We start from the raw sequence: 18,645 nt of genomic DNA on the forward strand, positions 1-18,645 counted from the left end.
CTGTTATGCAAAAAGTTGTCCTCGCAACCGGCAATCCCGGCAAAGTGCGTGAACTGGCGGAGTTACTCTCCGCCTTTGGTCTGGATATCGTCGCACAGACCGACCTTGGGGTTGAATCGGCGGAAGAGACCGGCCTGACCTTTATTGAGAACGCGATTCTCAAGGCGCGTCACGCGGCACAGATCACCGGATTACCGGCCATTGCCGATGATTCCGGCCTGGCCGTAGATGCGCTGGGCGGCGCGCCCGGCATCTACTCGGCGCGCTACGCCGGTGAAGAGGCCAGCGATCAACAGAACCTGGAGAAGCTGCTGCAGGCGCTGGAAAACGTGCCGGACGGTCAGCGCCAGGCACAATTTCACTGCGTGCTGGTCTATCTGCGTCATGCGGAAGATCCGACCCCGCTGGTGTTCCATGGCAGCTGGCAGGGTGAGATCACCCGCGCCACCGCTGGTGCCGGTGGTTTTGGTTACGACCCGATTTTCTTTGTCCCGGCACTGGGTAAAACCGCGGCCGAACTGAGTAAAGCGGAAAAAGGTGCAGTTTCTCACCGGGGTAAAGCATTGACGCTGTTGCTGGAAGCGATGCGTAATGCCTAATCTGCCGCCGTTAAGTCTCTATATCCACATTCCGTGGTGCGTACAGAAATGTCCCTACTGTGATTTTAATTCCCACGCGCTGAAAGATGAGGTGCCGCACGTTGAATACGTGCAGCACCTGTTGCGCGATCTGGAGATCGATTTACCGCTGATCAATGGTCGGGAAGTGCGCACGATCTTCATCGGTGGCGGCACGCCCAGCCTGCTGAGCAGCAGCGCGATGCAGATGCTGATGGATGGTGTGCGGGAGCGTCTGACGCTCTCGCCCGATGCGGAAGTGACCATGGAAGCCAATCCGGGCACCGTGGAAGCGGACCGGTTCAGCGCCTATCAGCGCGCTGGTATCAACCGTATTTCGATTGGCGTACAGAGTTTCAGTCCGCAAAAGCTGCAGCGCCTTGGCCGCATTCACGGCCCGGAAGAGGCGGTCCGCGCCGCTGAACTGGCCGAGTCGCTGTCGCTGCGCAGTTTTAACCTTGACCTGATGCATGGCCTGCCCGATCAGTCGCTTGAAGAGGCGCTCGACGATTTACGTCAGGCGATTGCGCTTAATCCGCCGCATCTCTCCTGGTATCAGCTCACGATTGAACCCAACACCCTGTTTGGCTCACGCCCGCCGGTGCTGCCGGATGATGATGCGCTATGGGATATTTTCGAACAGGGCGATCAGCTGCTGCAGGCTGCCGGTTATCAGCAGTATGAGACCTCTGCCTACGCGAAGCCGGGTTATCGCTGTGAGCACAACCTCAACTACTGGCGCTTTGGCGACTATCTGGGGATTGGGTGTGGCGCACACGGTAAGCTGACGCAACCGGATGGCCGCATAGTCCGCACGGTGAAAACCCGTCATCCGCGTGGATTTATGCAGGGGAACTACCGCGAAAAGCAGTATGACGTTGCCGATAGCGACAAGCCGTTTGAATATTTCATGAACCGCTTTCGCCTGCTGGAAGCCGCGCCGCGTGACGAGTTCAGCCGCTATACCGGTTTATCAGAGCAGATCATCCGTCCGCCGATGGATGCCGCGATTGCCGCGGGTTACGTGACTGAAACCGCGGAGCAGTGGCAGATTACGGAGAAAGGGAAGCTGTTCCTGAATTCGCTGCTGGAGCTGTTCTTAGCAGAAGAGTAACAAAAGCGCCTCAGCCCGACAGGCTGAGGCGTTGACCTATTTTTTCAGTGCGCCGGTAAGCTGTTTACGCTGATCTTCCAGCGAAATAACGCGATTACACACCTCGTGACCGAAGTTCTGGAAATCCTGCTCCTGCTTGCTCCACTCAGCCTGAATCGACTGCTGCAACCCGCCCAGATTACCCATAATCGCCTGCAGCGGATTACTGCCGCCGCTGCCCTGCTTACTGCCCATCTCGTTCAGGCTATCCTGCATCACGCCGCCCAGTGTCGACTGCACCAGCCTTTCACCTTCGGCGCGAACCTGATCAATCGCCTGATGGTGGAACGTCAGCCCATCTTCACGGTGTTCAATGATGCGGTTCATCTGCTGTTTCAGCTGACCATTCAGCGTGGTCAGGCGATTACGCACGTTGCTGTCGGTGCCCAGTTTTTCAACGATGACCTGATCCAGTGCCGAACGCCCTTTCTCCAGACGTGATGTCGCCCCGCTGTCGATCCACGGCAAATCGCGACGCAGCGCGTTCTGATAGTCGATCGCTTTCTGGCGTCCGGCCGTATCGAGCGTGACCTTCTGTCCATTGAACTGCACGTCGCCCTGCGGCGAGATTTCCATATTGCCGTTGGCACCGACCACCTGCACGCTCTGCGGCTTAATCACCACATCGTCCTGCGGCTTAACGCTGCATTCATAGGCTGCCTGAGCCTGGGTTGCTGCCACCAGCAGCACAGCAAGAAGCGCTTTACGCATCATATCTACTCCCTAAGATCGGGTCTGAAACCCTTTGATCGGGCCTCAGCCCGACACTGTGTGACGACTTAGTCCCACCAGACGTCAAAGAGTTCAGTCATCTGAACGTCCTGCAGCTTGCGATCTTCCAGCCATTTACGAACCAGAGCACGATGCTCATCGGTGCATTTGCCGGTTTTCTGCAGGCAAACCAGACCTTCCCACACCAGGTAACCGCTGCCATCGAAGGCCAGGCCGTTAGGGTCGATCGCTTCATTGATGAACTGGTTCAGCGTCTCATCAATTTCGCTTTCGCTGGTGCCTTCCGGGAAGCGCCAGGCAACCGAGAAGCCCAGTTCCTGAAACTCATCAATGTGCAGTTTTTTACGTAAACGGCGGCTGCGTTGTGTGGCCATTATTTCACCCTCTCAAACATTAAATCCCATACGCCGTGGCCTAAACGCTGCCCGCGCTGCTCAAACTTGGTCAGTGGACGCGTCTCAGGACGCGGCACATAATTCTGTTGTTCTGACTGGTTGCGGTAACCATCGATGCTGTTCATCACTTCCAGCATATGCTCCGCGTAGGCTTCCCAGTCGGTCGCCATGTGGAAAACGCCGCCCAGCTTCAGTTTACGCATCACCAGCTCAGCGAAAGGCACCTGGACGATACGGCGTTTATTGTGACGCGCTTTATGCCACGGATCGGGGAAGAAAAGCTGAACCATGCGCAGCGAGTTATCCGGAATCATCTTCTCCAGCACTTCCACCGCGTCATGGCACATCACCCGAAGGTTCTGCACATCGGCTTCTTTGGCGGCGGCCAGACAGGCACCCACGCCCGGCGCATGCACTTCAATACCCAGGAAGTTCTGGTGCGGCGTGTTCTGCGCCATCGTTACCAGCGAAGCGCCCATGCCAAAGCCAATTTCCAGCGTCACCGGGGCTTCGCGGCCAAACAGCGCGGGCAGATCGACAGGCTCCGGCTGATATTCCACCCCCATGACCGGCCACAGGGTGTCCAGCGCCTGCTGCTGGCCTTTGGTTAAGCGGCCCTGGCGGCGCACAAAGCTGCGGATCCGGCGTAATGGCCGCCCGTTCTCATCAAATTCTGGGGTGATGACGTCATTAATCATGTAAAAGCCTGCTGGTTAGCCTGTTCCGGGAAACGGGCATTATGCAAAGTTCATAAGCAGAAGCAAGCCTTTGCAATCTTCCGGTTTACACCCAGGTGCGCATGTGCTGGAATTCCTGCCTGAGTGTAGAGTAAACACGGAAAATTTCCTTCTTATGATGCAAGCGCCGCAGTTCGCGCAACAGGTGCTGGACTGGTATCAGCGCTTTGGTCGCAAAACCCTGCCGTGGCAGCTGGAGAAAACGCCTTACAAGGTGTGGCTCTCCGAAGTGATGCTACAGCAAACCCAGGTTGCCACGGTTATTCCCTATTTTGAACGCTTTATGGCGCGCTTCCCCACGGTCACCGATCTGGCTGCGGCTCCGCTGGATGAGGTGTTACATCTCTGGACCGGCCTCGGCTACTACGCCCGTGCGCGTAATCTGCATAAAGCCGCAAAGCAGATTGTCGAGGTTCATCAGGGCGAGTTCCCGCGTAATTTCGATGATGTCTCTGCCCTGCCCGGCGTAGGCCGCTCCACGGCGGGCGCGATCCTGTCGCTGTCACTGGGGCAGCATTTCCCGATTCTGGATGGCAACGTCAAGCGCGTGCTGGCCCGTTGCTATGCTGTCAGCGGCTGGCCGGGTAAGAAAGAGGTCGAAAAGCGGCTCTGGCAGATCAGCGAAGAGGTCACACCCGCCGAGGGCGTCAGCCAGTTTAATCAGGCGATGATGGATCTGGGTGCTATCGTCTGTACCCGATCAAAGCCGAAGTGCGAAATCTGCCCGCTGAACAGCGGTTGTGAGGCGTATGCCAGCAGCAGCTGGGCGAGCTATCCCGGTAAGAAGCCTAAGCAGGTGCTACCAGAGCGCAGCGGCTGGTTCCTGATGATGCAGGATGGTAATGATGTCTGGCTGGAGCAGCGCCCGCCTGTGGGCTTGTGGGGCGGCCTGTTCTGCTTCCCGCAGTTCACTACGGAAGCGGCACTGACCGACTGGCTGGCGGCCCGCGGCATCCATGCAAAACCGCAGCAGCTTACTGCGTTCCGTCACACCTTCAGCCATTTCCATCTCGATATCGTGCCAATGTGGCTGACGTGGCCTTCTGTCGGGGCGGCGATGGATGAAGCAGGCGGTCTCTGGTATAACTTAGCGCTGCCACCATCTGTGGGATTAGCCGCACCCGTTGAGCGCCTGTTACACGAGCTGCGCCATCCCCGACAACTGGCTTTGAACAGTTGTGAGATTAATGAGGAAGAATAATGAGCCGCACTATTTTTTGTACTTTTTTACAGCGCGACGCGGAAGGACAGGATTTTCAGCTCTACCCGGGCGATCTGGGTAAGCGCATTTACAACGACATTTCTAAAGAAGCCTGGCAGAAGTGGATGGCGAAACAGACCATGTTGATCAACGAGAAGAAGCTCAACATGATGAATCCCGAAGATCGTAAAGTGCTGGAGAAGGAGATGATCAATTTCCTGTTTGAAGGTAAAGACGTTCATATCGAAGGCTATACACCGCCAGAAGCGTAAACATTCCGGGCCTCATCGCTGAGGCCGGTTATCCAGGTCAGGCTTGCATTCTCAATGAATAAAAAATTAATCGCCCTGCTGGTGATAGCACCACTTTTGGTTTCCTGTTCCGGGTCAAAGAAACAGCAGTCCCACGAGGAGTGGGTAAAAGATACCAACGCCTTTGATATTCTGATGGGGCAGTTTGCTCATAATATTGAGAATATCTGGGGTATCAATGAGGTCCTGATCGCCGGACCCAAAGATTACGTCAAATATAGCGACAACTATTACACCCGCAGCCACATTAACTTTGAAAGCGGTAAGCTGACCATCGAGACGATTTCTGGCACCGATCCTATGGCCAGCCTGCGTCAGGCAATCGTGACCACCCTGTTGATTGGCGAAGATCCGGGTAATGTCGATCTCTACTCTGACGCCAACGATATTGAAATCAGTAAAGAGCCGCTGCTGTATGGGCAGGTGCTGGATAATACCGGTCAGCCGATTCGCTGGCAGGGTCGCGCGGAAGCCTTTGCTGACTATCTGATTCAGAATAAATTGCAGCGCCGCACCTCGGGTCTGCATGTGATTTACACCATTTCGATTCCGATGGTGCCGAACCACCTGGATAAGCGTGCGCACAAATACCTGCCGATGGTGCGTAAAGCCGCCGATCAGTATGGTGTCGATGCCTCGTTGATTCTGGCGATTATGCAGACCGAGTCGAGCTTTAACCCCTACGCCGTGAGCCATTCTGATGCGCTGGGTCTGATGCAGGTGGTGCAGCATACTGCCGGTGTTGACGTGTTCCGCATGAAGGGTAAATGGGGCAAGCCGAGCCGCAGCTACCTGCTGGATCCAGAGAACAATATTGATGCGGGTACCGCTTATCTGTCGCTGTTGCAGCGTAGCTATCTGGGCGGCATTCAGGATCCGGTGTCACGTCGTTATGCGGTGATCACCGCCTATAACGGCGGCGCAGGCAGCGTGCTGCGCGTCTTCTCCAGCGATAAAGACCGGGCGTTTTCGATGATTAACGGCATGTCACCGAGCAAGGTTTACCAGACACTGGCGAACCAGCATCCGTCGGCGGAATCGCGTCGTTATCTTTATAAGGTGAGTACCGCGCAGAAGAGTTATCGGGGATTCTGATGGGCTCAGCGCTAAAGCGGGGGAGTGTTCGCTGCGCGAACGGGCTTAGGTGCAGCGCCTGAAGCTGGGATTGTTCGCTGCGCGAACAGGCTATGAGAAGGTTTCGTTCGCTTAGCAGCGGGTATGCACTGAGCGGGTTCCGCCCGCCAGGCGATCAGGAGTGAAGCGCCTGAAGCTGGGAGTGTTCGCTGCGCGAACGGGCTATGAGAAGGTTTCGTTCGCCTGATTAGCCGGGCAGTTTCAGATTCGCCTCTGCAGGCGACCGACAAGGGGGCGCCAGTCGCCGCGCCCCCTTGACCCCGGGCTCCGGCCTGCTTCACCGCCGCTTCGCGGTTCCTTCGCCTCTTCAGGATTTCTCACGGAACGGCGGGACGCGCCATCCATGGCGCGAACCCGCCTCTTCGCGACATCCCTGTCGCTCGTCCTGAAATCCCTCATCCGCTCAGCGGCTCTGACGGCCTCCCCACCCCCTCGCTGTTATCTTTTCTTCTTATATTGGGTTCGCTGTCGCTGTGAGTTTGGGATTGCCTCTGACTTTCGGCTCAGCAAACAGAATGGCATTCAACTCGCCCGCTGTTATTTCTGCTTTTATGTTGAGTGCTTTTTCGCTGTAGTTTTTTTGGGATTGCCTCTGACTTTTGGCTCAGCAGACCGAATGTTATTCAACCCACCCGCTGTTATCTCATCTTGTTATGTCGGGTACTTTATCGCTGTATTTTTTTGGGATTGCCTCTGACTTTCGGCTCAGCACACAGAATGGCATTCAACCCTACCCGCTGTTATCTCGTTTTCAGGTAACTAAGATTGTTGCGGTGAACTTCAGGAATTGAGACTGGCTTTCAGACCACCAGGCAACTGTGCACCAAAGAAAACATAAAGAAATCACAGGCGGGGGTTTCCCAGAGGCGTCCGAAGCGCTGAGGAACAACCGCAGGCCAGGATGAGCCGACAGGACGTCGGCGAAAGGACGGCACGAGCCAGGGATGGCGAGTCCGGACGGTCCGTCGGCCGCAGGGCGTGACGAAGGCACCCCGCACAGCGGGGCGCGGAGGCAGCCGGACGCCGGGATTGTTAAGGGGCGGGCGTCCGCCCCTTGACGCGTCCGCCTGCTCAGGCAACCTGAAACTCCCCATCGCCTGGCGGGCGGAACCCGCTCAGTGTTAGCACGCTGCTAAGCGAACGAAAATCTCTCATAGCCCGTTCGCGCAGCGAACAGGGCCTGCCGGGCGAAAACCCATTAAGTGCCAGCTCGCTGCAAAGCGTACACCGCCGCCAGGCGAAACCTTCTCAGCCCCGTTCGCGCAGCGAACAAAAAGGCAGGCGGGCCGCTACCCGCCTCTGCCTACGCTCAGATCAGCGCCCCACTATCATATTGGCCACCAGATACTTCCGTCCCTGGTCATCCTCTTCGGTGTAAACGCCCTGCAGCTCTGGCGAGAAGCCAGGCAGCAGATTAAGCCCCTCTTCCAGCGCCAGGAAGTAACGCTGCACCGCGCCGCCCCAGACTTCCCCCGGGACGACGCACAGCACACCCGGTGGATAAGGCAGTGCACCTTCCGCGGCAACCCGGCCTTGCGCTTCGGCTATCGGCACCAGCTCCACTTCGCCGCGAATATAAGCCTGATGCGCATCCTGCGGATTCACCCTGACCGGCGGGAACTCCGCGGCGCGGAACATCAGGCGCTGCAGATCCTTGACGTTGTGACTGACGTAAAGGTCGTGCATCTCCTGACAGAGGCGACGCAGGGTATACCCGGCATAGCGTTCGGCATTTTTGCGGTAAATGGTCGGCAGCACTTCGGCCAGAGGCGCATCCTCTTTGACGTGCTGCTCGAACTGCGCCAGCATCGCCACCAGATTGGCCATCTTCTCCGGACTCTCTGCCGGGGTCAACAGGAACAGGATTGAGTTGAGATCGCACTTCTCCGGCACAATGCCGTTTTCGCGCAGATAGTTCGCCAGAATGGTCGCCGGAATCCCGAAATCACTATACTCACCGCTGGCCGCATCAATCCCCGGCGTGGTCAGCAGCAGCTTGCAGGGATCCACCCGATACTGATCGCGCGCATAGCCCGCGAAACCGTGCCACTTCGCCTGCGGTTCAAAGCTGAAGTAGCGCAGATCGCGGGCGATCGTCTCAGTGGGCGCATCCTGCCAGCGCTGGCCATCCACCGTCTCCGGCACAAACGGCAGGATCATCTCACAGCGATCCAGGATCGATTTACGCGCCTCAATACCCAGCGTGACGCACTCATCCCACATGCGACGCCCCGCTTCGCCCTGATGCATTCTGGCGTTGATATCCAGCGCGGCAAACAGCGGATAAAACGGACTGGTTGATGCGTGCAGCATAAAGGCGTTATTCAGTCGCTTATGCGGGCAGAAGCGGCGCTGTCCGCGAATATGATTATCTTTTTTATGGATCTGCGAAGTCTGCGAAAAACCTGCCAGCTGCTTATGCACTGACTGCGTGACAAAAATGCCGGGATCGTTCTCATTCAGTTGCAGGGTCAGCGGCGAACAGCCTTCCATCAGTGGAATGAACTGCTCATAGCCCAGCCACGCGGAATCAAACAGGATGTAATCACACAGATGGCCGATGCGATCCACGACCTGGCGCGCGTTGTAGACCGTGCCGTCGTAGGTGCCCAGCTGGATGATCGCCAGACGGAAAGGCCGCTCTTCAGCCGCGCGCTGCGGAGCCACGGCCGCGATCTGCTCGCGCAGATAAGCCTCATCAAAACAGTGCGCGTCAATGCCGCCAATAAAGCCGAAAGGATTGCGCGTCGCTTCAAGATAAACCGGGGTCGCGCCCGCCTGAATCAGCGCACCATGATGGTTCGACTTGTGATTGTTGCGGTCGAACAGCACCAGATCGCCACGCGTCAGCAGCGCATTGGTCACCACTTTGTTGGCACTTGAGGTACCGTTGAGCACAAAGTAGGTTTTATCGGCGTTGAACACCTTTGCCGCATACTTCTGCGCATCTTTAGCCGAGCCTTCGTGGATCAGCAGATCGCCCAGTTTGACATCGGCATTGCACATATCAGAGCGGAAAACATTCTCGCCGTAGAAGTCATAAAACTGTTTGCCCGCCGGATGCTTTTTAAAGAACGCACCGCCCTGATGTCCGGGACAGGCAAAGGTGCTGTTCTGCATATCGACATAGCGGGTCAGCGTTTCGAAGAAAGGGGGCAGCAGCGCCGCTTCATACGCCTGCGCAGCCGCTTCCAGCGCGATCCACTCCTGCGGATCGCCATTCAGCTCACCGCTGACGCCGGGCAGGTGCATCACCTCTTCTTCAAACGCGTTAGCGACAAATACCGGCAAATTAAAGCCGGTATGACGCAGCAGCGCCAGCACGCCGCTACGGGTATCCGCCAGCGAGACGACAACCGCCGCCACATCGGTGAAGTCGGTGTTATCCAGCGTCACCACGTCTCGCGCAGTGTTCAGGGTCAGACTGGGCGCCACAGCGGCGCTGGCAGCAATTTTCAGTGGAGTCATAACAGAATCCCTAACGTCAGGGAGGAAGTGCCAGAGGCACAATTATGGGGACAGTGCCCCGGCGAATACTTAACAGTCAGAAGGCGTTACGCAGCCCGTGGAGAGCAGATCCATAGCCGCTGCCTGGCTGGCCTCACCGCATGGTGAATAACGGAGATATCGGAAAAGAGGAAAACCCGGTGAGCGCCGGAAAAAGCGAACGGTAATCCGGGCGGATGCGCGGTGAACCGGACATGGCGACGTCCTCTGTGGCAAAGAAGCAGGGTCAAAAAGTGGCGGTCATAATGTCATCTTTTTCAGGCATGGACAACCCGAACGAGGTAATTATTCAGTCACCCTCTTCGCATGTAACAACATGATTTTTATAGTCTATTTATCATAAAAAATTCACAATACGACTAATTATCTGAATTATATGCAGATTTATGCACTTAACTCACTGCCGCTGTCAGCCTGTTTTTCCGCTCGTGTCGTCTTCATTGCCCGCAGACGCGACCATTGCCCTACCGCATTGCATCTGCCAGGCGTAAACTGATCTTCTCTTTCCCACTCTGCCGGAGGCTGCATGTTCAAGGCACTGGTCATTGAAAATGACGAACAAGGTTACCGTTCCCTGCTGAAAGATCTCCCCGAATCTCAACTGCCTGACCACGATGTCACGCTCGACGTCAGCTACTCATCCCTGAACTACAAAGATGCCCTGGCTATCTGTAACAAAGGCCCGATTGTGCGCCACTTCCCGATGGTGCCAGGTATCGATTTTGTTGGCAGGGTGACGGCCAGCCGCCATCCCGACTGGAAAGAGGATGATGTGGCGCTGCTGACGGGCTGGGGCGTGGGCGAAAAACAGTGGGGCGGCCTGGCACAGAAAGCCAGCGTCAGCGGCGACTGGCTGGTGCGCCCGCCCGCCACGCTGAGTCCGCTGCAAACCATGGCAATCGGTACGGCGGGACTGACCGCAATGCTCTGCGTGATGGCGCTGGAAAAACAGGGCATCACACCTGAACAGGGGCCGGTACTGGTAACCGGTGCCAGTGGCGGCGTCGGCAGCTATAGCGTCAGCCTGCTGGCGCGTCTGGGTTATCAGGTGATCGCTTCCAGCGGGCGCACCAGCGACCATGCCTATCTGATCGAAACGCTGGGCGCGGCATCGGTCATTGATCGAGAAGAACTCTCCCGGCCCGGCAAGCCACTGGCAAAAGAGCGCTGGGCCGCCGCGATAGACAGCGTCGGCAGTCACACCCTGGCGAATGTGCTGGCCGCCACCCAGCGGGACGGCGCGGTTGCCGCCTGTGGTATGGCGCAGGGACTCGACCTGCCAGCCAGCGTCGCACCCTTTATTTTGCGTGGCGTTACGCTGGCCGGTGTTGATAGCGTGATGTGTCCGAAGCCGCTTCGTCAGCAGGCGTGGCAACGACTCGGTGAGCTGATGGATAGCGAACGGCTCAGTAAGCTGAGCCGGGTGATCCCGCTAAGTGAAGCCAGAGAAGGTGCGCAGGCATTGCTGGATGGTAAAGTGCAGGGTCGTCTGATTGTCGACTGCCGCTAAGCCTGTTTAAAGGCGCGTTTCGCGCCTTTAACGATCGGCTCGCTGCAGCCGTTTTATAAGTCCTTCCAGCGCGAACTGCGTGCCCTGCTCCATCACCGATTTCGGATCGCCGCTGAACTGATGGCACTCCGCTTCGTCTCTGCCGTCGGGCAATACCCAGCCAAACCAGATGGTGCCCGCCGGTGTACCATCTTCGCCGCCATCCGGTCCGGCATAGCCGGTAATGGATAATCCCACCGGTTCGCCGGAGCGGGCGCAGGCGCCCTGCACCATCTCCCGCGCCGTCTGTTCGCTCACCGCCGTGTGCTGTTTCAGCGTGTCAGGGCGCACCCCCAGCAGACGGATTTTGGCATTTTCGCTGTAGGTCACAAAGCCGCTGGTATAAAAGTCTCCGCTGTTTTCCACCGCGGCCAGCGTCATGCTGATCAGCCCGGCGGTACAGGATTCGGCGGTCGCCAGATGAAGTCCGGAAGAGAGTAAAATATTACCCAGTTGCTCAGCGGTCTGATCTAATGATTTTGCCATTATGGTCTCCTTGAATCTGTCCGGAACTCCAGGTATAGCGCAAAATCAGCGAATAAAACCGCGCAAGGCGATGTTTTTAAAGCGAAACGGTCGGATTTACCCGCAGAATAACGGTCACTTTACTCGTCGCCTCTATCCCTCAGCAATAGAGGATGGGAGCTGTGCGTCAGCATTTTTTGAATCTTTGTTCGGTACTGTGGTTTCAGTTGTCAGCGCGGGTCACCCCGCCGGATGGCCTCTCTGCGACAGATGCACAGGCGGCCTGAAACAGGGTGGCGAGCAACATCTGCTAAAACTGACGCGGTTGCGTCAATCTCCGAAAACGTGGTGACATAGGCGCGAATTGCCTGATTAATTGTTAGTATTCGCTCACTTGCTTGCTGGCATCACAAAAACGGCTCTGCATAAAAGCCGTAAAAAAGCAGAACAGCATGTGGATGAAGTAAAGATCGCACCTGGTCAGACGCAATTAAGCATTTTTTTAAATAGATTTATGAATTCATAAATAACCACAGCGCACAAATTGTTAACCCGAATGCATTGGCATTTATCAACACGTAAAGGAATAGAGTTATGGCGCAAAAACCTGTGGTTGTTATTCACTACTGTATGCAATGCAACTGGCTGATGCGGTCAGCGTGGATGGCACAGGAACTTCTGCATACGTTCGCTGAGGATCTGGCGGAGGTGACGCTGAAACCGGGCACCGGCGGTATCTTTGAGATTACGCTGGATGAGCATCTGCTGTGGGAACGTAAGCGGGATGGTGGCTTCCCGGATGCGACCACGCTGAAACAGCGTGTGCGGGACATCTGCTTCCCGGATCGTACGCTGGGCCACATCGACAAACACAAAACTGAAGTCAGCTAACTCCGCGATTAGCTGAGGGTGATTTTTTCTGCCGCGTCGTGCAGCGCCTTAATCAGCGTCTGCAGCGCGGCTTCTGAGATATCTTCCTGCGCAAGCCGCCGGTTCAGCGCGACCTTCAGCCCATGAATCGCCTGCTCAACAGCAGGAATGCTGCGGTTATTGACCAGAATCGCCAGCGTAGAGAGCCGTGTAATCAGGCTGCTGACCGTTTCACGATTCTCTGCCAGATGCGCCTCTCCCGCTGCCGTCAGGCGGTAGGCTTTACGCGTTGCCTGCGCATCCACCACCTGAATCGCCTCCATCTCTTCCAGCAGCGTCAGGTTGGGGTAAATGATCCCCGGACTGGGCGAATACTCTCCCTTTGACAGCTCCTCAACAGACTTGATCAGCTCATAGCCGTGCGCGGCATTCTGCGCCAGGAAATGGAGCATCAGCAGGCGAATCTCACTCGCTTCCAGCATCTTTTCACGTCGCTTGCGCCGTCCGCTGCAACTGCCTGCGCGCGCAGTTTGATCGTCAGATGAAGTGGAAGTCGGATGCTGTTTCATGGCCTGCCCTGCTGCGAAAAAGTGGGATTGATGGTAGTGCGCCGCCTGGCAAAACTCAATTGCCTTAGCGACTTACTTCTGGTGCCAGTAGGCCACCGCCCGTACGAAGTCACTGTTGAGGCCGCGCTGCACCGTGAAGTAGTCACACAGCGCTTTAACAAACTCACCTTCGCCGGTCAGCCAGACAAAGTAATCTTCCGTCGGGATAGTGATCTGATCCAGCCGGGCAATCAGCTGGCTGAGCTGCGCTTTCTGCATCTGGCCGCTGCCGAGCCAGTTTGTCGTCACATCAGCCGTATCAGATAAATAGTCGCGGCCCGTCGCTTCATCGGTAAAGGCATAGAGATGCAGCGCCTGCGCCCGGGCGTCACGCTGACGGCGCGCAAAAGCCGGCAGCCCGGTTTCATCACAGACATAGAGCTGGAATGCGTAATCGGTCGGCACCACCAGCGAGCCGCGTGGCCCGCCGACAATCAACCGATCGCCAGGCTGCGCCTGAGTTGCCCAGTCACTGGCTACGCCCTGCTCATGAATATAGAAATCGAGGGTCAGTGAAGATTCACCATCGAATTCCAGCGGTGTGTAATCACGCGCCTGCGGACGCACCCCTTCCGGCCAGACAATCCCCGCATCGGTGATTTGTGGCAGAGCCAGTGTGGCTCCTTCAGCGGAAGGGAAGAAAACCTTAATGTGGTCATCAAAGCCTGGCGACGTAAAGCCCGCCAGATCGCTGCCGCTGAACCGGATACGCCAGAATTTACCGGCAATGTTAGTTTTACTCGCGACCTGAATATGACGGAAACGCAATTCATTACGGACGCGCTGTGGTACACGCTGATCGGCTGATACAGGCAAAATTTCTCTCCTGAAACGGGATGGATGCCCGTGACTCAAGGGCATGCTGATAATAATGGAATAACAATCATTCTCATCTGAAGTGCCAAGATTAGCTATGATATATCTTCACTACAAGAACGAAAAATGCGATCCAGCGGCTTAAGATATATTTTATGCCGGTACGGGTGTGCGTAGTGCAGACGAAGAGCGGCCCTGATAAGAGCATTCAGAGAGAGGTAAGCAGCAGGTGCGGCGTGTTTACGGGGGCAGGCAGAGAAGGCGGAAACTGTCCGGCTCCTGACGAGCCGGGCATGATGTTGCGCCGCACATTCTGGCAGCGCGTGACCACTTACAGTGTGTCGTTGAATCCTGAGAGGGAAGGATTGCTGCTGGTGTGTTCCGGCAGCTCACCATCACCCAGAATTTCATGCTGGGTGGCCTGAGAGTGCGGATGCAGTCCGGCAGGAGGTGAAAAAGGTTCAGCCTGTTGTGCCATCGCCATGACAGGCAATGCCAGGATCAGTGAAATCATTAAGCGTCGCATAGTTGTCTTCGTTTGTTTTTTTGACCAGAAAAGGCCTGAAATGCAGGTAAATATTCCAGCCCTGGCACAGATGCACGATGATTCAGGCATGGCAGGGTTTCGGGAGAGGATTTTACGCCAGAACGGCGAGTTATTTTATAAAATCGTGCGGTTTGTCACGGTTTACCGCACGAATTATGCATTAAAGGGGTCGGGAGCCACACACTCTGCCCTGCTGGCTACGCCTGCATCACCGGAATAGAAAAAACGCCGCTCAGCCAGTCGGGCTTACAGTGCGCAAAATCGAGACGCAGCAGATCTTTACCCGGACGACGTGACACACCCAGTGCTGGCAGATGCTGATAGTAAATATCCTCGATAAAGCGTGTCAGCTGCTCCGGGCTGCCGCTCCAGCGGATCGACGCATAGAGTCCACGAACCTCGCTCCAGCTGGCGGTGTTGTCACCCAGCAGCCCGGCATGTTGCGGCTCCAGCGCCTGAAACAGGCTGATATTTTGCTGATCAGCAGAGCTATGGCCGGGGCCATACTGAAAGCCTAACCAGCCCTGCGACACGCGGCCGCCCGCCAGCGCCACCAGTTGCCGCGCCTGTTCAGCCACCCGGTGATCGCGATCGGCAATGTAATCGCCAAACTTACACTCCCACTCCAGCGTTTCTCCGCACAGATGCAGCTCTTCCTCACGCTCCACCAGCGTTGCACGCTCTGCCAGCGATCGCACCAGAATGCGGCCATGGAAGTTTTTAACCGGCAAATGGGGAATACGGCGAAACGCGCCAGGCGTCAGCGAAAAGTGACCTTTGAATACCCGGGTAAAATTTTGCTGGTTATCAAAACCAAAACGTACGGCGATATCGATCAGCGTCATGCGGGTCAGACGCAGCGCCATAGCGGCCATCGTCAGACGCCGTTTACGGGTGTAAGCCGCCAGGGTCTGTCCGGTCATCTCCTTAAACATGCGCTGCATGTGCCATTTGGAATAACCTGATTTGAGGGTAATCTGATCGATATTAAGATCGTCGGTGAGATTGGCTTCAATCCACTCGACCAGATCGTTGATGTGCTGTTTTTTAATGGCCTGACTGAGCATGATGGCGATTTACGACGCGGGTTAGGACTGGGATTTCAGTTACAAAAGGATAACAAAAATCGCAAATCGGTGTAAGGAAAGGGTAAGCATTGCGCGCCCGTTCAGGGCGTTTCCGCATTAATTGCTTAGGTTACTAACTAAAAAAGGCTGACTTACGTCAGCCTTCTGATTATTGATAAAAACTGCGCCGGATAGCTGTAAGACGGAGCCTGCGACAACTAATGACTGCGCATTCCGGCCGCTGTCATCATCATGCGGAACAGCGAGGCGACAACGCCTAGCGCAAGTACGCTGGCGGCATAGATAAACACCAGCCACATCACACGCTTCCACCATGGCGCTTTCGTTTCTTCATTGTGATTGTGGTCTTTCATGCTGCTGAGGCTTTTCATATCAATGATATCCTGCGTCTGCTTTGATTTTTCCACGGAACACGTAGTAGCTCCAGAAGGTGTAGCCCAGGATCATCGGGATAATCAGCAGGCTACCCACCAGCATAAAGGCCTGGCTCTGCGGCGGTGAGGCGGCAGCCCAGATGGTCACTGATGGCGGAATAATGTTTGGCCAGATACTGATGCCCAGCCCGGAGAAGCCCAGGAAGATCAGCGCCAGCGTCAGCAGGAACGGTGAATAGTGCGCCTCGCGCTTAATGGCGCGCACAATGCCCCACGAACAGAGCAGCACCAATACCGGAACCGGCAGGAACAGGAACAGGTTGGGTTTGCTGAACCAGCGATGCGCGATATCCGCATGCGCAAACGGTGTCCACAGGCTGATGATGCCGATAATCACTAACAGCGCAATCACCAGCGGCGTAGCCAGCGCAGACATTTTACGGTGCAACTCATTCTCGGTCTTCATGATAAGCCAGGTGCAGCCCAGCAACGCGTAGGCAACAACCAGACCCACGCCGCAGAACAGCGGGAACGGTGCCAGCCAGTCCATTGCGGAACCGGCAAAACGGCGTCCCTCAACCGGAATGCCATCCAGCAACGCACCCACGGCCACACCCTGACTGAAGGTGGCGATGACTGAACCGGCAATAAATGACTTGTCCCAGAACGCCCGATGGCCTTCTACGGCCTTGAAGCGGAACTCAAAGGCGACACCACGGAAAATCAGGCCAATCAGCATAGCGGTCAGCGGAATCGACAGCGCATCGGCAATCACCGCATAGGCCAGCGGGAACGCGCCGAACAGGCCAGCACCACCCAGAACCAGCCAGGTTTCATTTCCGTCCCAGACCGGCGCGACGGTGTTAACCATCATGTCGCGCTCGCCAGCATCTTTATTGAACGGGAACAGCAGACCAATACCCAGGTCGAAGCCATCCATCACGATATACATCAGGGTTGCGAAAACGATAATCGCAAACCAGATAACGGAATAATCGATCATCTTAGTGGTCTCCATCCTTAAAGGTGGCAGCGGAAAGCGGACGCGCCGGGGTTTTCTTCTGACCAGGACCACCCTCTTCGGTGATATGGCCTTCGCCGGTAACCGGTCCCTGCTTAATCAGACGCATCATGTAGTGATACCCCACGCCGAACACCGAGCTGTAGACCAGAATAAAGGCCAGCAGGCTGATGCTCATGTGCATATCCCCATGTGCCGAGACCGCATCAATCGTGCGCTGCACGCCATAGACCACCCACGGCTGACGACCGATTTCAGTGGTAAACCAGCCTGCCAGAATCGCAATCAGACCCGATGGCCCCATCAACAGCGCAAACCACAGGAAAGGACGCGACTCATAGAGACGCCCTTTGAAACGCAGCCACAGGCTGACCACGCCCAGCGTAATCATCAGCAGGCCCAGCGCCACCATCACGCGGAAGGACCAGAAGATGACCGTTGAATTAGGCCGGTCCTGTTTCGGGAAGGACTTCAGCGCCGGGACCTGCTTGTCCAGGCTATGCGTCAGAATCAGGCTGCCAAGATAAGGCACCTCCAGCGCATATTTGGTACGTTCCTGCTCCATGTCGGGGATCCCGAACAGGATCAGCGGTGTGGCTTCCCCCGGTGGATTTTCCCAGTGCCCTTCAATCGCCGCGATTTTGGCAGGCTGGTGTTCCAGCGTATTCAGACCATGAGCATCACCAATCATCGCCTGAATCGGCGCGACAATCAGTGCCATCCACAACGCCATTGAGAACATCTTGCGGATTGCGGGATTGTTATTCCCCTTCAGCAGATGCCAGGCCGCCGACGATCCCACAAAGAAAGCACTCGCCAGGAACGCCGCTACAGACATATGGAACAGGCGATAAGGGAATGAGGGGTTAAAGACGATTTTGAACCAGTCCTGCGGAACCACGATGCCATTCTGAATGATGTAGCCCTGAGGCGTATGCATCCAGCTGTTAGAGGCCAGGATCCAGAAGGTGGAAATCAGCGTACCGAGGGCGACCATGCAGGTGGCAAAGAAGTGCAGCCCGGGACCCACGCGATTCCAGCCAAACAGCATCACGCCCAGGAAGCCCGCTTCCAGGAAGAACGCCGTCAGTACTTCATAGGTCAGCAGCGGACCGGTGATACTGCCAGCAAACTCCGAGAAGCCGCTCCAGTTCGTCCCGAACTGATAAGCCATGACCAGTCCTGATACCACACCCATGCCGAAGTTAACGGCAAAGATTTTCGACCAGAAGTGGTAGAGATCGCGATAGGTGTGATCGCGGGTTTTGAGCCACATACCTTCGAGCACGGCCAGAAAACTGGCGAGACCGATGGTGATGGCGGGAAAGATAATATGGAAGGAAACAGTAAATGCGAACTGAATCCTGGCCAGATGAAAGGCATCTAATCCGAACATTGCTTACCTCTTTGCCACATAGAACACCATGTATTTACTTATAATTAACAACTTAAGCCTGATGCGCCTGGTTCTCTGCGCTTATTGAAATTCCCGCCGCAAATTTAAAACTATTCGCGGCGAG

The 18,645-nt window shown here is 56.1% G+C and carries 19 protein-coding genes; 7 read left to right on the forward strand and 12 right to left on the reverse strand.

Annotated elements, in window-relative coordinates; all coding sequences use genetic code 11:
• The first annotated feature begins 5 nt into the window (after nt 1–5).
• Both HFD95_RS14520 and hemW read left to right on the forward strand, forming a co-directional pair.
• Entirely contained in the window at nt 6–599 is a 594-nt protein-coding gene (locus tag HFD95_RS14520; protein ID WP_122889638.1) for an XTP/dITP diphosphatase, read from the forward strand.
• Nucleotides 592–1,731, forward strand: coding sequence for a radical SAM family heme chaperone HemW (gene hemW, locus HFD95_RS14525; RefSeq protein ID WP_167430404.1), 1,140 nt, complete (start codon nt 592–594; stop codon nt 1,729–1,731). Before HFD95_RS14520 ends, hemW begins: the two co-directional genes overlap by 8 nt.
• Before the next feature lie 36 nt (nt 1,732–1,767).
• On the opposite strand, the gene HFD95_RS14530 is transcribed toward hemW, so the two are convergent.
• From HFD95_RS14530 to trmB, 3 genes are all read right to left on the reverse strand, one after another.
• The gene (locus tag HFD95_RS14530; protein ID WP_010671073.1) at nt 1,768–2,484 is read right to left on the reverse strand and encodes a DUF2884 domain-containing protein; all 717 of its coding nucleotides are present in this window, start codon (nt 2,482–2,484) and stop codon (nt 1,768–1,770) included.
• Nucleotides 2,485–2,549: 65 nt separating this feature from the next.
• On the reverse strand, nt 2,550–2,876 hold the full coding sequence (locus HFD95_RS14535; RefSeq protein WP_003853403.1) for a YggL family protein: 327 nt from the start codon (nt 2,874–2,876) through the stop codon (nt 2,550–2,552).
• Entirely contained in the window at nt 2,876–3,595 is a 720-nt protein-coding gene (gene trmB / locus HFD95_RS14540) for a tRNA (guanosine(46)-N7)-methyltransferase TrmB (protein WP_010248887.1), read from the reverse strand. The genes HFD95_RS14535 and trmB overlap by 1 nt, the downstream gene beginning before the upstream one ends.
• A gap of 154 nt (nt 3,596–3,749) precedes the next feature.
• Between trmB and mutY the strand changes: the two genes are divergently transcribed.
• From mutY to mltC, 3 genes are read left to right on the forward strand one after another with little or no spacing between them, the layout of a single operon-like run.
• Nucleotides 3,750–4,835: an A/G-specific adenine glycosylase gene (gene mutY, locus HFD95_RS14545; protein WP_167430405.1), complete on the forward strand. Its 1,086-nt coding sequence runs from the start codon at nt 3,750–3,752 to the stop codon at nt 4,833–4,835.
• Entirely contained in the window at nt 4,835–5,107 is a 273-nt protein-coding gene (locus HFD95_RS14550; protein ID WP_003853409.1) for an oxidative damage protection protein, read from the forward strand. The genes mutY and HFD95_RS14550 overlap by 1 nt, the downstream gene beginning before the upstream one ends.
• A 54-nt stretch (nt 5,108–5,161) precedes the next feature.
• A complete protein-coding gene (gene mltC, locus HFD95_RS14555; protein ID WP_033758737.1) occupies nt 5,162–6,241 on the forward strand; it encodes a membrane-bound lytic murein transglycosylase MltC in 1,080 nt (359 codons plus the stop codon).
• Nucleotides 6,242–7,594: 1,353 nt separating this feature from the next.
• On the opposite strand, the gene HFD95_RS14560 is transcribed toward mltC, so the two are convergent.
• On the reverse strand, nt 7,595–9,748 hold the full coding sequence (locus HFD95_RS14560; RefSeq protein ID WP_060681035.1) for an ornithine decarboxylase: 2,154 nt from the start codon (nt 9,746–9,748) through the stop codon (nt 7,595–7,597).
• A gap of 565 nt (nt 9,749–10,313) precedes the next feature.
• On the opposite strand from HFD95_RS14560, the gene HFD95_RS14565 reads away from it, so the two are divergent.
• Nucleotides 10,314–11,297, forward strand: a complete 984-nt coding sequence (locus HFD95_RS14565) for an MDR family oxidoreductase (protein WP_167430406.1) — start codon at nt 10,314–10,316, stop codon at nt 11,295–11,297.
• A 27-nt stretch (nt 11,298–11,324) separates the two neighbouring features.
• Here the strand turns inward: HFD95_RS14565 and HFD95_RS14570 are convergent, their stop codons facing one another.
• Nucleotides 11,325–11,822 carry a CinA family protein gene (locus HFD95_RS14570; RefSeq protein ID WP_010671076.1) on the reverse strand — a complete coding sequence of 166 codons (498 nt, stop codon included), beginning with the start codon at nt 11,820–11,822 and terminating at the stop codon, nt 11,325–11,327.
• Between the two features lie 573 nt (nt 11,823–12,395).
• On the opposite strand from HFD95_RS14570, the gene HFD95_RS14575 reads away from it, so the two are divergent.
• Nucleotides 12,396–12,692 (forward strand): SelT/SelW/SelH family protein, encoded by a 297-nt coding sequence (locus HFD95_RS14575; protein WP_010248912.1) that lies wholly within the window; start codon nt 12,396–12,398, stop codon nt 12,690–12,692.
• A gap of 8 nt (nt 12,693–12,700) precedes the next feature.
• Here HFD95_RS14575 and HFD95_RS14580 read toward each other — a convergent pair whose 3' ends face one another.
• The 7 genes from HFD95_RS14580 to HFD95_RS14610 form a co-directional block, all read right to left on the reverse strand.
• Complete coding sequence (locus HFD95_RS14580; protein WP_010248915.1) at nt 12,701–13,240, reverse strand: PadR family transcriptional regulator; 540 nt, start codon at nt 13,238–13,240, stop codon at nt 12,701–12,703.
• A 72-nt stretch (nt 13,241–13,312) separates the two neighbouring features.
• Nucleotides 13,313–14,095 (reverse strand): siderophore-interacting protein, encoded by a 783-nt coding sequence (locus HFD95_RS14585; protein WP_045139633.1) that lies wholly within the window; start codon nt 14,093–14,095, stop codon nt 13,313–13,315.
• 331 nt (nt 14,096–14,426) lie between these two features.
• Complete coding sequence (locus HFD95_RS14590) at nt 14,427–14,621, reverse strand: hypothetical protein (RefSeq protein WP_010671084.1); 195 nt, start codon at nt 14,619–14,621, stop codon at nt 14,427–14,429.
• Nucleotides 14,622–14,839: 218 nt separating this feature from the next.
• Nucleotides 14,840–15,709 (reverse strand): helix-turn-helix domain-containing protein, encoded by an 870-nt coding sequence (locus tag HFD95_RS14595; RefSeq protein WP_010248922.1) that lies wholly within the window; start codon nt 15,707–15,709, stop codon nt 14,840–14,842.
• Nucleotides 15,710–15,927: 218 nt separating this feature from the next.
• Nucleotides 15,928–16,101 (reverse strand): DUF2474 domain-containing protein, encoded by a 174-nt coding sequence (locus HFD95_RS14600; protein ID WP_010671086.1) that lies wholly within the window; start codon nt 16,099–16,101, stop codon nt 15,928–15,930.
• Between the two features lies 1 nt (nt 16,102).
• Entirely contained in the window at nt 16,103–17,107 is a 1,005-nt protein-coding gene (gene cydB / locus HFD95_RS14605) for a cytochrome d ubiquinol oxidase subunit II (protein WP_010248926.1), read from the reverse strand.
• Between the two features lies 1 nt (nt 17,108).
• On the reverse strand, nt 17,109–18,521 hold the full coding sequence (locus HFD95_RS14610; protein ID WP_060681052.1) for a cytochrome ubiquinol oxidase subunit I: 1,413 nt from the start codon (nt 18,519–18,521) through the stop codon (nt 17,109–17,111).
• Between the last annotated feature and the right edge of the window lie 124 nt (nt 18,522–18,645).

It is taken from the genome of Pantoea sp. EKM10T (genome assembly GCF_011800685.1).
Taxonomy (GTDB): Bacteria; Pseudomonadota; Gammaproteobacteria; order Enterobacterales; family Enterobacteriaceae; genus Pantoea; species Pantoea agglomerans.